This is a genomic window from Allobosea sp. Root670 (genome assembly GCF_001429415.1).
GTDB lineage: Bacteria > Pseudomonadota > Alphaproteobacteria > Rhizobiales > Beijerinckiaceae > Allobosea > Allobosea robiniae.
Map to the genome: position 1 here is coordinate 568,263 of NZ_LMJU01000001.1, position 13,622 is coordinate 581,884.

The window sequence follows — 13,622 nt, forward strand, 5'->3', positions numbered from 1 at the left end:
ATGTCTAGATGAAGCGTCGTCAGTTTATCCAGACCGCCGCGGCTGGCGCTGCCGCGACCGCCGTCGCCATGCCGGCCGTCGCCCAGTCTAACCCGGAAATCAAATGGCGCCTGGCGTCGAGCTTCCCGAAGTCGCTCGACACGATCTATGCCGGCGCCGAGATCATGGCCAAGATGGTCTCCGAGCTGACCGACGGCAAGTTCCAGATCCAGGTCTTCGCGGCCGGCGAAATCGTTCCGGCGCTGCAGGCCCTCGATGCGGTCACGAACAACACCGTCGAGATGGCGCATACCGTCTCGTATTACTATGTCGGCAAGGACCCGACCTTCGCGATCGCCGCCTCGGTGCCGTTCGGCCTCAATGCCCGCATGCAGAACGCCTGGCTGTTCCAGCATGGCGGCAACGAGATGTTCAACGAGTTCTACAAGAAGTTCAACGCCTACGGCCTGCCCTGCGGCAATACCGGCGCGCAGATGGGCGGCTGGTTCCGCAAGGAGATCAAGTCGGTCGCCGACATCCAGGGCCTGAAGATGCGCATCGGCGGCATCGCCGGCTCGGTGCTGCAGAAGCTCGGCCTCGTGCCGCAGCAGCTCGGCGGCGGCGACATCTATCCGGCGCTCGAAAAGGGCACGATCGACGGCGCCGAGTGGGTCGGCCCCTATGACGACGAGAAGCTCGGCTTCGCGAAGGTCGCGCCGTACTACTACTATCCGGGCTTCTGGGAGGGTGGGCCGACCGTCCACGCCTTCGTCAACCTGGAGAAGTGGAACGCCCTGCCGAAGGCCTACCAGGCCGCGCTGACCGCCGCCTGCACCTATGCCAACACGCAGATGGCGGCGAAGTACGACGTGGTGAACCCGCCGGCGCTGAAGCGCTTGGTCGCGGCCGGCACGCAGCTGCGCCCCTTCCCGCAGGACGTGATGGAAGCCTGCCTCAAGGCCTCCAACGAGCTCTATGCCGAGATCTCGTCCAAGAACCCGGACTTCAAGAAGGCGATCGAGGCCATGGCCGCCTTCCGTTCCGACCAGTATCTCTGGTGGCAGGTCGCCGAACTCAGCTTCGACGTCTTCCAGGTCCGCACGCGCGCCCGCTGAGCGATCAGGCGCCACGACGGCTCATCGACAGGAGGCCCGGCGAAAGCCGGGCCTTTTTTCATCGAAACGGCGCAAACGCGCGGCTTCATCGATCGCGCTTCGAAAAGGTTCGCAGCCGACTCATGACGAATTTGCATGATTGCCATGCAAATTCCTCTTGCGCCCGCCAACAGACCTGCTTTCCTCACAGGCGTTCGCGACGACCGGAAAACCGGCGCGCATGGCCTTGGGGAGGGCAAAATCGATGAGTCGTCGTCATTTCCTGAAGGTTGCCGGGGCCGGGGCTGCTGCCGGGGTGATCGCCAGCCCGGCCATCGCGCAGTCCATGCCCGAGGTGAGATGGCGCGTCACATCATCCTTCCCTAAATCGCTCGACACGATCTTCGGCGCATCGGAGGTGCTGGCGAAGGCGGTCTCGGAAGCGACAGACGGCAAGTTCCAGATCCAGGTCTTCGCGGCCGGCGAGATCGTGCCTGCCCTGCAAGCCGCAGATGCGGTCACCAACGGCACGGTCGAGATGTGCCATACCGCATCCTATTACTATGTCGGCAAGGACCCGACCTTCGCCTTCGGCACCGCGGTACCGTTCGGGCTGAATTCGCGCCAGCAGAATGCCTGGTTCTACCATGGCGGCGGCAACGAGCTTCTGAACGAGTTCTACAAGAAGGCGAACATCTACGCCCTGCCCGGCGGCAATACCGGCTGCCAGATGGGCGGCTGGTTCCGCAAGGAGATCAAGACGGTCGCCGACCTGCAAGGCATCAAGATGCGCATCGGCGGCTTCGCCGGGCAGGTGGTGAGCAAGCTCGGCGTCGTGCCGCAGCAGATCGGCGGCGGCGACATCTATCCGGCGCTCGAAAAGGGCACGATCGATGCCGCCGAATGGGTCGGCCCGGCCGATGACGAGAAGCTCGGCTTCAACAAGGTTGCGCCCTACTACTACTATCCCGGCTGGTGGGAGGGCGGCGCGGCGCTGCATTTCTTCATCAACGACAAGAAATGGAACGAGCTGCCGAAGACCTACAAATCGCTGCTCACCACGGCAGCCGCCCAAGCCAATATCGACATGCAGGCGAAATACGATGCCCGCAATCCGGCCGCGCTGAAGCGCCTCGTCGCCGGCGGCGCGCAGCTCAGGCCGTTCTCGCAGGAGATCCTCGAAGCCTGCCTGAAGTCCTCGAAGGAGGTCTATGCCGAAACCTCCGCCAAGAACCCGGACTTCAAGAAGCTCTACGATTCGATGGCGGCGTTCCGCGGCGACGAATATCTCTGGTTCCAGATCGCCGAATACACGTTCGACAATTTCCTGATCCGCTCGCGCGTTTCGAACCAGCTCTGATCCAACGGAGCCGTAGCGCGAGGGACACTCACCCCGGCGCAAGCCGGGGTTTTCTATTGGCGGGCCGAGAGCCCGCGGCCTTGCCACAACTGCGCCTTGCTGGCTCAGTAGCAGGGATCGTCGCCCCGGATTCCAGCCATGCTCCGCACTGCCCTTGCCCTGCTTCTGTCCGGCCTCGCGTCCGCAGCCTCGGCGCAGTCGATCGGCGAGCCGCTGCCGCGAAAGCCCGCGCCGCATGAAGCCTACGCCAAGCCCGCACCCAAGCCCGGCGCCGCCGCCCGCCCCTGCCCCGAATACGGTGCCGGCTTCGTCCGGGTGGAGGGCTCCGCATTCTGCGTGCGGGCCGGCGGTTCGATCCGCGCCGAGTTCGGCAAGAGTTCGCGCAACGGCTACGGCAGCCGGGCCGATGGGCTGGTCTATCTGGAAACCCGGGGAGAGACGGCGCTGGGGCCCGTCCGCTCGGTCGTCGGCGTGCGCGGCCAGGTCAATCGCGGGCTCGATTCCAGCCCCTTCCGCTACTGAACCAATCTGTCAGCGCAGCAGCCGCGCCACCTCTTCCCGCAGGACCAGTACGAGCTCGTCCTCGAACCAGGGATTGCGCTTGAGCCAGGCATTGTTGCGCCAGGACGGGTGCGGCAAAGGCAGGACGCGCGGCAAGACCGGCCTGGCGAGGATCTCGCGCCAGTTGGCGACGGTGGCGGAGAGATTGGCGGCCTCCTTCGGGCCGAGATGCCAGTTCTGGGCATAGCGCCCGATTGCCAGCACGAGTTCGATCCGGGGCAACGCCGCGAAGACGCGGGTTCGCCAGGTCGGCGCGCATTCCCGCCGCGGCGGCTTGTCGCCGCCCTTGGCATCGAGGCCGGGAAAGCAGAACCCCATCGGCACCACGGCGACCTTCGCCGCATCGTAGAAAATCGTCTCGTCGATGCCGAGCCAGTTCCTGAGGCGCACGCCCGAGGGGTCGGTGAAGGGCCGGCCGCTGGCATGGACGCGCGTGCCCGGCGCCTGGCCGGCGATGCAGATCCTGGCCGTCACCGATGCCTGGATGACCGGGCGGGGCTGATGCGGCAGGGGCGGCAGGTAGCGAGGCTCGTCGCGGCAGATGCGGCAGGCACGCAGCTCCGCCAGCACCTCGTCGAGCCGCTCCGTCGCGTTCATCGGCGCGCCAGCCGCGACCGGCCCGGCACCTGCGAGATCAGCCCGTCGCAAACCCAGTCGGATTTCCTCGCGGCGTAGCCGTAGGGATCGCCCTTCTCGACGCGGGCGAGGCCGTTGATGCGGCCGCTCGGGCGGCTGCGGATGACGATGAGGTCACCGCTGGTCTCGATGGTGAAGCAATAGGTGCGGCGCTTCTCCTGCGGGCCGTAGTAATAGCAGACGGCGTCCGGGGTCGTGATCCAGCAGGCATCGGTGTTCGGCACGTTGCGATTATGCCCGCTCGCCCGGCCATCGGCGTGATGATATTCGCTGAACGGCAGGTTGCTGCCGGAATAGCGGCCCGAGACGGTGTTGCCCTCGAAGAGCTGCCTGATCTGCTCGCCGCTCAGTCGCTCGACGGCCGCGGCCTGGGCCGCCGCCAGCAGACTCAAGGCAAGAATCGCGAGGCCTGCAAACCGGGACATCAGCGCCGCGCCAGTTTCCGGCTCATCGGGGGCTCGGTCCCCCGCGAGATCAGCCCGTCGCAATACCACGGCGTGCCGTTGTCGGTATGACCACGGGGATTGCCGGGCTCGATCTTCGCCAGAGCATTGACCATGCCGTTGCCGCTGTTGCGCAGGACATAGAGATCGCCGCTCATCTCGACCGAGAAGCAATGCACCGTCCGGTCGCTCTGCGGACCGTAATAATAGCAGATGCGGTCAGGCTTGGTGATCCAGCAGGCATCGGTATTGGCCTGCCAGCCATTGTGGCCGAGCGCCTGGCCATTCGGGTCGTGATACTCGGTGAAGAAGCCGCCATTGGTGTAGCGGCCGGAGACCGTGTTGCCGCGAAAGGCGCGCTCGATCGCCTCGCCGCTCAGCCTTTCGGCGGCCGAGGCCGGAACGGACGAGGCCAGGGCGGCAAGCAGGGCCAGGACCAGGCGAAGCATCAGACCTTCCAGCTCGGCCGGGCCGAAAGCGCGCCATGCCAGCGGCGGATATGGACGAAATCCTCCGGCAGCGGCACGCGCGACGGCTTCATGAAGTCGATGGCGATGCCGGCGGTGATGTCGGCCACCGTCAGGGCCTCGCCGCAGATGAAGGGATTGGCCGCGAGCTGCAGCTCGATCAGCCAGAGATGGTCGTCCATCTGGTCACGATTGGCTTCGGCCCATTCCGGCACCTGGTCCTCCAGCTCCGCCATCGAGGGGTGGCTGTGGCGGAAGATCGCGGCGACGCTGGCGAACAGGCCAAGCTCGACGCGCCGGTTCCACATCTCGATGGTGGCTTGTTCCTTCGCATCCCGGCCAAACAATGGCGGCTGCGGGTGCAGCGCCTCGAGATAGCGGCAGATCGCGATCGTCTCGGCGAGCGCGGTGCCGTCGTCGAGTTCGAGGACGGGCAGGCGCTGGGCGGGGTTCAGCCTGGTGAAGGCCTCGGTCCGGTGTTCCTTGCGGGCGATGTCGACCGGCACGAGCTCCGGCAGCGGCACACCCTTCTCCGCGAAGAAGATGCGGACCCGCCGTGGATTCGGCGCCCGTCCGCCATCATAGAGCTTCATCGAACAGCCTCCGTGTCGGAGGGCACCCGATCACGACGGCGGCGCAGCGGTCAACCATGTTGAGCGTATGCGGCGTGGGCGGACACCGGGAGCGGCTCAATCTCCCTTGGTGTCGTGAAAGATGTCCCTGATCGCCTGTTTCACAAGGGCCGGGCAGCCGGACACCCGGTCGACGCGAGGGTAGTCCACCCCCTCTTCAACGACGAGATCCATGTTGATCGCGTATATCGTATAGAGCTTCCCGTTCGTGTTGGCGGGAACCAGATTGATCTTGCCGTCAGCCGTCAGGCCGGCCCGGCATTTCTGGTAGGCTCGGATCGCCGTGACGAGCTTGTCGCCTTCCCGGCCAGCGCAGGGCTCGCCGACGGCGATGGATTTGATCGCGGCGTTCAGCTCAGCGAAGGGACTGCGCCTCGCCAGAATCTTGAAAGCAAACTGGATGAACTGGACATCCTCGCTCTTGTTGGCGCCGTTCAACCCGACCGAGCCGCTCAGATTGAAGATGAATTCGGGGTGGCCGAAGAAATTATAGGTGAACGGCGCGACCATGTTTCAATCCTCCCAGCCCGGCGCTTCCGCCTGATCGGAAGATCGCAACTGCCGCGGAACAGGACGTCCGTCATTTGAACGATTTGCGATGGGCTCTTCCTAACGGCCCTGGCTGCGGCGCCAGGCCTCCGGGCGCTCGAACTGCGTCGCCCAGATGCCGCGACCGGCCGCCCGCGCCGCGTCCTCCTCGGCGCGATAGGCGCCGTAGGAGACCGCGTGGCCTTCGCGGACCAGCGTCGCGTTGATGTCGGTCTCGCCCTGCCAGCAGCGGGCGAGCCCGCGGCCGTAGCGGTCGGCCTTGCCGATCTCGCAACGCGTGACCCCGCGCGCGAACAGCGCCTGCAGGGCGCGCCGCGCCTCACGCCCGCAGGCCACCCGTCTGCCGTCGCGCGCGGTGCAGCTCTGGCGGTATTCGGGCGCGTCGATCCCCTCCAGCCGCAGTTCCTCGCCGAGCAGGCGCGCCGAATCGCCGTCGATCGCCTGGGCCGCTCCGACGAGTTCCCTCGCCGGGCCGAGGCGATATTGCAGGATCGCGCCGGCGAGACCGAGAAAACCGAGCAGCCCGAGCGCGACCACGAAGTCGACCGGCCGGCCGACACGGCGCCAGCCGAAAGGTCCATAGCGGGAGCGACCGAATCCGAAGGGTGCCATCAGGAAGAGCTTAACGATTTGGTGTCCATGATGGCGAGCCGGCCCCTGCATGTCGCAGCGGCCGAATGAGGATACACGCTCCCGACCATGACGGAAGTGACGGCCGAACAGGTGCAGCGCGGGCGCGGACCCGACCCCTCGGCCGTGGCGCGCCGGAAGCTGGTTACGCGCGAGGTCAGATCCGCGCGCGAACGGCTGACCTCGTCGACCGGGCTGGAACGCGCCTTCGACAACGAATTGCTGCGTGTCTTCGCGCAGTATCGGATCGCCGGCTCGGCCGGCACGTTCGTTCTGGTGCTCGGCATCGCCGCCGCCGCCTGCCTCTGGCTGCCGACCCCGATCGTCGCGGTGTGGAGCGGCGCGGTGCTGCTCACGACGCTGATCATCGTGCTGATCGCGCGGCGCTTTCTCGCCCAGGTCCCCGACGACGTCCGGCTGAAGCTCTGGCGCCGGCTCTTCGCCTTCGCCGAGGGCCTGCACGGCCTGGCCTGGTCGCTGCTGCTGCTCTTGTTCGTCCCGGTCGACGCGCCCGGCGCCAAGGTCTTCGTCACCACCGCCCTTTTGATCGTCAGCGCTCTCACCGTGATGCTGTCGGCGACGATCCCGATCGCGGTCTATGCCGGGCTGACCCCGATCATCGCCGGGATCATGGTCTTCTTCTGGGACCGGCGCGACATGGACAGCGTCACCATGGCGCTGATGGCGGCCTCGGCCCAGCTCTTCTTCATCTTCCTCGCCAACCGCCTCTATGCGAGCTCGGTCGATTCGATCGTCTTCCGGGCCGAGAAGGACGCGCTGATCGCGGAACTGGAAACCGCCAACGCCAATTCGGACGAGGCGCGGCGCAAGGCGGAAGAGGCCAACCTCGCCAAGTCGCGCTTCCTGGCCACGATGAGCCACGAACTGCGCACCCCGCTCAACGCCATCCTCGGCTTCTCCGAGGTGATGAAGAACGAGATCTTCGGCGAGCATGCCAATGCCGCCTACAAGGAATACTCGGGCGATATCCACGGATCGGGCCAGCATCTGCTCGACCTGATCAACGAAATCCTAGACCTGTCGCGGATCGAGGCCGGCAAATACGAGCTGAACGAGGAGGCGCTCTCGCTGCCCAGCGTCGTGGAGGACTGCCAGCACATGCTGGCGCTGCGCGCCAAGGCGAAGGGCCAAAGCATCCGCGCGCTGGCAGAGCCGCAATTGCCGCGCGTCTGGGCGGACGAACGCGCCATCCGGCAGGCCGTGCTCAACGTGCTCTCGAACGCGATCAAGTTTACGCCCCAGGGCGGCGAGATCACGATCAAGGTCGGCTGGACCGCGACCGGCGGGCAATATGTCTCCGTCGCCGATACCGGACCGGGCATCCCCGAGAACGAGATCCCGATCGTGATGCAGAGCTTCGGGCGCGGCTCGCTCGCGATCAAGACCGCCGAGCAGGGCTCGGGGCTCGGCCTGCCGATCGTCAAGGGGCTGATCGACCTGCATGGCGGCGGCTTCCATCTCAAGTCCAGGCCGCGCGCCGGCACCGAGGTCACGATCACGCTGCCGGCCGAGCGCGTGATGGACACGCTCGCCGCCCTGCCCGAGCCGAAGACCCGGGCGGCGTGATCGCGAGCGCCCGAATCTCGCCCCACCCGTCGGCGACATCCTTTCACCGCCTCGTCGAAGCATTTCCTCCAGCCTCTCGGACTATCGGACCATGAACCGGAAAACGCGCGTCGCCGTGCTCTATGGGGGCAAGTCGGGCGAGCATGAGGTGTCGCTGAAATCCGCGGCCTCCGTCCTGCGCTATATCGACCGCGACCGGTTCGAGCCCGTTCCGGTCAGCATTGACAAGCAGGGCCGCTGGCAATGCCACGACCTGCGCCGGATCGAGACGGCCAATACCGAGAGCCTGCCGATCCCCGCCGATTCACCCGCGATCCGGCTGGAGCCGCAGGGCGGGCGCACCGCCATCCTGCCGGCCGACAGCACGGCACCGGCGATCGCGCCGGTCGATGTCGTGTTTCCGGTGATCCATGGCCCGCTCTGCGAGGACGGCGCCATGCAGGGCCTGCTGGAGCTGGCCGGCGCGGCTTATGTCGGCTCGGGCGTGCTGGCCTCGGCTGTCGGCATGCACAAGGACATCGCCAAGCGGCTGGCCGCGCTCGCCGGGCTGCCGGTAGCGCCCTATCTCGCCCTGTCGCGGCGCGACTGGCGGCGGGATCCGGAAGGTTCTGCCAAGGCGGCGCAGGGGCGGCTCACGCTCCCCGTCTTCGTCAAGCCCTGCAACATGGGCTCCAGCGTCGGCGTCCATAAGGTCAAAAGCTGGGAGGCGCTCGGCTCCGCGCTGGACGATGCCTTCCAGTACGACACCAAGGTTCTGATCGAGCAGGGCATCGACGCCCGCGAGATCGAGGTCGCCGTGCTCGACGGCGACCCGCCGGTGGCGAGCGTCGCCAGCGAACTCAATGCCGGCCCGCAGCACGAGTTCTATTCCTACGAGGCCAAGTATCTCGACCAGGACGGCGCCAGCGTCGACCTGCCGGCGAAGCTCGATGCCGAGCAGATGGCGCGCGTGCGGCAGCTCGCGATCGACGCCTTCCTGGCGCTGGAATGCAGCGGGATGGCGCGCGTCGACTTCTTCCTCGACCGCCAGAGCGGCGCCTTCTTCTTCAACGAGATCAACACGCTGCCGGGCTTCACCGCGATCAGCATGTATCCGAAGATGATGGAAGCCTCCGGCCTGCCCTACCCCGCCCTCATCACCCGCCTGATCGAGCTGGCGCAGGAGCGCCATGCCGAGCGGGCGGGCCTGAAGACGGACTACGAAGGCTAATCCTTCCGCGCGACCTGCGCCTGCTCGAAGGTCGCCATGCCCGAATGGACCGCCGCCGCCGCCTTGACGAGGCCGGCGGCGAGCGCCGCGCCGGAACCCTCGCCGAGGCGCATGTCGAGCGCCAGCAACGGCACCTTGCCGAGGCGGGTGAGCACATCGGCATGGGCACCTTCGGACGAGAGATGGCCGGCGATGCAATGGTCGATGGTGGACGGCTCGATCGCGTGCAGGATCGCGGCGGCAGCCGTCACCACATAGCCGTCGAGGATGACCGGGATGCGCTGCGAACGCGCCGCGATGATCGCCCCGCAGATCGCCGCGACCTCGCGCCCGCCGAGGCGGCGCAGCACTTCGAGCGGGTCCTTGAGATGGGCGCGATGCAGGGCAAGGCCGGCTTCCACCGCCGCAACCTTGCGCTTCAGGCCCTCGTCGTCGACGCCCGTGCCGCGGCCGCACCAATGCGCAGCCTCGCCGCCATAGAGCGCGGCATAGATCGCCGCCGCCGAGGTGGTGTTGCCGATGCCCATCTCGCCCAGGCAGAGCAGGTCCGTGCCGCCGACAAGCGCTTCCATGCCGAAGGCCATGGTGGCGACGCAGGCGCGCTCGTCGAGCGCATCGGTCTGGGTGAAATCGCCGGTCGGCAGGTCGAGCGCGAGATCGAAGACCTTGAAGCCGAGATCGTAGGCCGCGCAGATCTGGTTGATCGCCGCGCCGCCCGCCGCGAAATTCTCCAGCATCTGGCGCGTCACCGCCTGCGGATAGGCCGAGACGCCCTGCGCGACCACGCCATGATTGCCGGCGAAGACGCAGACCAGCGGCCGGTCGACCGCGGGTTTCCCCTTGCCCTGCCAGGCCGCGAGCCATTCGGCGATCTCCTCCATGCGGCCGAGGCTGCCGGCCGGCTTGGTCAGGTTGGCATCGCGGGCGCGGACCGCGTTCGCGGCTTCCATATCGGGACCGGGCATCGCGGCAATGAGCTCGCGGATATCGTCGAAGGGCAATCCGGAGGCGGCCATGGTCAAATCCATCACGCGAGGGCGCCGCATCAGCGCATCGGCATGGCGGCAGGATTGACGCTGCTGCTATAGGGTCGGAGGCGTGAAGACAATCGAATGGAGCAGCGCGGCGGACATGGCTGAGGCCGAAACGACGATCGAGACGCCCCCGCCGAACTGGCCGGGCTGGGGAATCGCGACCGCGATCTGCCTGCGCTTCTGGTCGCGCCTGCCGGTGCCGTTGCTGCCAGGCGAGAGCGACGGCCACGCCATCCCGGATTTCCGCGAGGTGCCGCGCGCCCTGCCCTTCGCCGCGCTGGCCATCGCCGCGCCGGCCGCGCTCGTCGCGCTGGGCGCGGGGCTGGCGGGCCTCAGCGGCTTCGTCGTCGCGGCGCTCGCGCTGACCGCGCTCGCCCTGACGACCGGCGCCTTCCATGAGGATGGGCTCGCCGACAGCGCCGACGGCCTGTTCGGCGGGCATACGCCCGAGCGCCGGCTGGAGATCATGAAGGACAGCCGCATCGGCTCCTATGGCGCGCTGGCGCTGGGGCTGTCGCTGCTGCTGCGGGCGAGCCTGATCGCGATGATCCTCGACCGCTCCGGCGCCTGGGCGGCGGCGGCGGCGCTGCTCGTCGCGGCCCCCTGGTCCCGCGCCGAGGGCCTTTTCATGCTGGCAACCCAGCCGGCTGCACGCAGCAGCGGTGCGGCCGCCGCCGTCGGCCAGCCGACCGTGCTGACGGCGCGGATCGCGCTGGGCCTCAGCCTCTTCCTCGCGACCGGGATCGGGCTTGCGGCTGAACTGCCGATCGCCGGCCTGCTGATCGGCTTCGGACTGGCGCATGGCGCGGCGGCGGTGCTGTCGCGCATGGCGCGGCGCCTGATCGGCGGGCAGACCGGCGATATCCTCGGTGCTGCCCAACAGCTTGCCGAGATCGCGATCTATCTCGGCCTTGCGCTCGCGATCGGGTGGCCGGGGCGATGAGCGGCGCCTCGACGCCCTGCATCAAGGTCTGCGTCATCGATCCCGTGACCAAGCTCTGCGAGGGCTGCGGCCGGACGCTCGCCGAGATCGCGCAATGGGGATGCCTGAGCGAGGCCGAGCGGCTGGCGATCATGGCGGTGTTGCCGAAGAGGCTCGCCGGAAAGCCGTCCGAGCCACATGCGCGTCAGGCTCGGGCTTGACCCGAGCATCTCGGAAACCAGTGCCTTCTGGTCATGAGATCCCCGGGTCGAAGCTGCGCTTCGCCCGAGAATGACGGCTAGGCTTTCGCCAAGTCGGCCAGCGCGTCTCCAGTCAGGCGATAGAACACCTTCTTCGGATAGGCAGCCGCACCGAGCCCGTCATAGAAGCGCAGCAGCGCGGCGTCGTCGGCATCGGCTGTCCAGTCGATGCGGCGATGACCGCGCTCCAGGGCGAGCTCCGCCAGTGCCGTCATCAGCTTGCGGCCGAGTCCGGCGCCCCGTGCGGCATCGGCGACATAGATCTCCTTGAGGAAATAGCCGGTCTTCAGGCCCGGTCCCGGATAGAGATTGCAGGCCGAGGCGAAGCCGAGGACCGTCTCGCCCTTGACGGCGATGAGGATATCCACGCCGGCCGGCAAAGCCGCGAGCCCGGCCAGAATTTCGGCGGACGCCGGGCACGGCACGCTGTAGTGCCCCTGCATCTCGACCATCAATGCGACCAGCGGCTTGTGGTCCTCGGGCTGCAGCAGCCGGATCGCGATCTCGCTCATCGGCGGCGGCCTCAGTGGATGAGCGACCAGACGAAGCGGCTGGCGACGACGAGCAGGAACAGGCCAAAGGCAATCTCGAGGCGGCGCTTGGAGAGCCGATGCGCCAGCCGCGCGCCGATCGGCGCCGTCCAGATCGAGGTCGGGATGAACAGGATCATGCCGATCAGCGAGACATAGCCGAGCGAGAGCGGCGGCAGCGTACCCAGGGCCATCTGCGGCCAGCCGGCATAGATGAAGCCGAGGGCACCGGGGATCGAGATCAGCACGCCGAGCCCCGAGGAGGTCGCGACCGCCTGATGGATCGGCCGACCATAGAAAGTCATGAACAGGCTGGAGAGCTGGCCGCCGCCGATGCCCATCAGCGCCGAAAGCACGCCGATGATGCCGCCATAGGCGACCATCAGCGGCTTGCCGGGCATGTCCTCGCCGAATTTCCAGCGATCCGCCGCGAAGAGCAGGCGCAGCGCCGAGACCGTCGCCACCGCCACGAAGACGATCTTGAAGAGATCGGCGGGCGCGAAGCGAGCGATCCAGCTGCCGGCAAGCACGCCGACGATCACCGGCACCGCCCAGACCTTGAGGATCGAGAGATCGACCAGCCCCTTGGCCCGGTGCGCGTTGAAGGAGCGGATCGAGGTCGGGATGATGATCGCGAGCGAGGTGCCGACGCTGAGCGGCATGCGGATCTCCTCGGCCACGCCGATGACGCGGAAGATCTCGTAGAGCACCGGCACGATGACCGCGCCGCCGCCGACGCCGAAGACGCCGGCCAGAAGCCCGGTAACCGCGCCGGCCAGCACGAGCGAGACGGCGAGGAAGGCGAGATCGCCGAGGGGAATGCCAGCAAACATGACGAGAGATCCGGTGAAGCCGCCCGATCTCTCGGCTATTTGACCAGCGGGGGCAAGATGCCCTCCGCATGGCCGTTGCGTGAATCCTGGGCGGCGGGCTCAGCCGCGGCCGGTATCGAAGATCGGCGCAAAGCCACCATAGACGACGCGCTTGCCGTCGAAGGGCATCTTCAGCGCCTCCATGCGTGGGTCCGCCATCATCTTGCCCCATGCGGCGGCGCGCACCTCCTTGGACGGCCACTCGACCCAACTGAACACGACCGTTTCGCCGGCTTCAGCCTTCACCGCGCCCTTGAAATCGGTGAGCTTGCCGTCCGGCACATCATCGCCCCAGGCATCGACGATGCGGCGGGCGCCGTATTCCTTGAAAAGCTCCGCGTGCCTGGCCGAGAAATCGCGGTAATCGGCCTTGCTCCCGTCGGGCACGGCGACGAGGACGCCATCGAGATAGCCCATCGCGCCGCCCTCGCCCTCGTCGAGGATCGGGGCGAAGCCGCCATAGATCATGCGCTTGCCGTCGAAAGGCATGGCCTCGCCCATCGCCTTCATGCGCGGATCGCTCATGATCTTCTCGTTGGCGGCATCGCGCGTCGCCCGGTCGGGATACTCGAACCAGGAGAAGACCACGACCTCGTCCGGCGTCGCCTTCACCGCCCCCTTGAAATCCGTCACCTTGCCGTCCGGGACATCGTCGCCCCAGGTCTCGACATGGCGCCGGACGCCGAATTCCTGGAACAGCGGCGCCGCATCGGCAGCCTGCTTGCGGTAGGCCTCCTTGTTCGCCGCGGGAACCGCGAGGACGAAACCATCGACATAGGCCATTGCATCTCTCCTTGCTCGCAGTCGCCGGCGGCGGCCGCATCCAAAATGTTGATATCAACCCTACGGACCCGGA

Annotated in this window: 17 protein-coding genes; 7 read left to right on the plus strand and 10 right to left on the minus strand. The window is 67.2% G+C overall.

The features are described from left to right. Positions 1-8 precede the first annotated feature (8 nt). The 3 genes from ASE61_RS02595 (at position 9) to ASE61_RS02605 (ending at position 2,955) form a co-directional block, all read left to right on the plus strand. Complete coding sequence (locus ASE61_RS02595; protein WP_061964345.1) at positions 9-1,094, plus strand: TRAP transporter substrate-binding protein; 1,086 nt, start codon at positions 9-11, stop codon at positions 1,092-1,094. Positions 1,095-1,338: 244 nt separating this feature from the next. After that, positions 1,339-2,433: a TRAP transporter substrate-binding protein gene (locus ASE61_RS02600; protein WP_061964347.1), complete on the plus strand. Its 1,095-nt coding sequence runs from the start codon at positions 1,339-1,341 to the stop codon at positions 2,431-2,433. A gap of 138 nt (positions 2,434-2,571) precedes the next feature. Next, a complete protein-coding gene (locus ASE61_RS02605) occupies positions 2,572-2,955 on the plus strand; it encodes a hypothetical protein (protein WP_061964349.1) in 384 nt (127 codons plus the stop codon). 9 nt (positions 2,956-2,964) lie between these two features. Here ASE61_RS02605 and ASE61_RS02610 read toward each other — a convergent pair whose 3' ends face one another. From ASE61_RS02610 to ASE61_RS02635, 6 genes are all read right to left on the minus strand, one after another. Then, positions 2,965-3,591, minus strand: coding sequence for a uracil-DNA glycosylase family protein (locus tag ASE61_RS02610; protein WP_061965516.1), 627 nt, complete (start codon positions 3,589-3,591; stop codon positions 2,965-2,967). Further along, positions 3,588-4,055, minus strand: coding sequence for a hypothetical protein (locus ASE61_RS02615; RefSeq protein ID WP_061964351.1), 468 nt, complete (start codon positions 4,053-4,055; stop codon positions 3,588-3,590). Before ASE61_RS02615 ends, ASE61_RS02610 begins: the two co-directional genes overlap by 4 nt. Then, positions 4,055-4,522, minus strand: a complete 468-nt coding sequence (locus ASE61_RS02620; RefSeq protein ID WP_061964353.1) for a hypothetical protein — start codon at positions 4,520-4,522, stop codon at positions 4,055-4,057. Before ASE61_RS02620 ends, ASE61_RS02615 begins: the two co-directional genes overlap by 1 nt. Next, positions 4,522-5,133, minus strand: coding sequence for a glutathione S-transferase family protein (locus ASE61_RS02625; RefSeq protein WP_061964355.1), 612 nt, complete (start codon positions 5,131-5,133; stop codon positions 4,522-4,524). Before ASE61_RS02625 ends, ASE61_RS02620 begins: the two co-directional genes overlap by 1 nt. Before the next feature lie 96 nt (positions 5,134-5,229). Beyond that, complete coding sequence (locus tag ASE61_RS02630) at positions 5,230-5,682, minus strand: hypothetical protein (RefSeq protein ID WP_061964357.1); 453 nt, start codon at positions 5,680-5,682, stop codon at positions 5,230-5,232. Positions 5,683-5,781: 99 nt separating this feature from the next. Continuing rightward, complete coding sequence (locus ASE61_RS02635; RefSeq protein ID WP_162260055.1) at positions 5,782-6,333, minus strand: thermonuclease family protein; 552 nt, start codon at positions 6,331-6,333, stop codon at positions 5,782-5,784. Between the two features lie 87 nt (positions 6,334-6,420). Here ASE61_RS02635 and ASE61_RS02640 point away from each other — a divergent pair, with 87 nt between their 5' ends. Next, a complete protein-coding gene (locus tag ASE61_RS02640) occupies positions 6,421-7,938 on the plus strand; it encodes a sensor histidine kinase (protein WP_061964359.1) in 1,518 nt (505 codons plus the stop codon). A 91-nt stretch (positions 7,939-8,029) separates the two neighbouring features. Beyond that, entirely contained in the window at positions 8,030-9,148 is a 1,119-nt protein-coding gene (locus ASE61_RS02645; protein ID WP_061964361.1) for a D-alanine--D-alanine ligase family protein, read from the plus strand. On the opposite strand, the gene cobT is transcribed toward ASE61_RS02645, so the two are convergent. Continuing rightward, positions 9,145-10,164: a nicotinate-nucleotide--dimethylbenzimidazole phosphoribosyltransferase gene (gene cobT / locus ASE61_RS02650; RefSeq protein WP_061965518.1), complete on the minus strand. Its 1,020-nt coding sequence runs from the start codon at positions 10,162-10,164 to the stop codon at positions 9,145-9,147. The genes ASE61_RS02645 and cobT overlap by 4 nt on opposite strands. A gap of 115 nt (positions 10,165-10,279) precedes the next feature. On the opposite strand from cobT, the gene ASE61_RS02655 reads away from it, so the two are divergent. Both ASE61_RS02655 and ASE61_RS02660 read left to right on the plus strand, forming a co-directional pair. Further along, positions 10,280-11,125 (plus strand): adenosylcobinamide-GDP ribazoletransferase, encoded by an 846-nt coding sequence (locus ASE61_RS02655; protein WP_061965520.1) that lies wholly within the window; start codon positions 10,280-10,282, stop codon positions 11,123-11,125. After that, the gene (locus ASE61_RS02660) at positions 11,122-11,325 is read left to right on the plus strand and encodes a DUF1289 domain-containing protein (protein ID WP_061965522.1); all 204 of its coding nucleotides are present in this window, start codon (positions 11,122-11,124) and stop codon (positions 11,323-11,325) included. The genes ASE61_RS02655 and ASE61_RS02660 overlap by 4 nt, the downstream gene beginning before the upstream one ends. Positions 11,326-11,402: 77 nt before the next feature. On the opposite strand, the gene ASE61_RS02665 is transcribed toward ASE61_RS02660, so the two are convergent. The 3 genes from ASE61_RS02665 to ASE61_RS02675 form a co-directional block, all read right to left on the minus strand. Continuing rightward, on the minus strand, positions 11,403-11,876 hold the full coding sequence (locus ASE61_RS02665; RefSeq protein ID WP_061964363.1) for a GNAT family N-acetyltransferase: 474 nt from the start codon (positions 11,874-11,876) through the stop codon (positions 11,403-11,405). 11 nt (positions 11,877-11,887) lie between these two features. Beyond that, positions 11,888-12,727: a sulfite exporter TauE/SafE family protein gene (locus ASE61_RS02670; RefSeq protein ID WP_061964365.1), complete on the minus strand. Its 840-nt coding sequence runs from the start codon at positions 12,725-12,727 to the stop codon at positions 11,888-11,890. 99 nt (positions 12,728-12,826) lie between these two features. Further along, on the minus strand, positions 12,827-13,549 hold the full coding sequence (locus ASE61_RS02675) for a DUF1428 domain-containing protein (RefSeq protein ID WP_061964367.1): 723 nt from the start codon (positions 13,547-13,549) through the stop codon (positions 12,827-12,829). Positions 13,550-13,622: the final 73 nt, after the last annotated feature.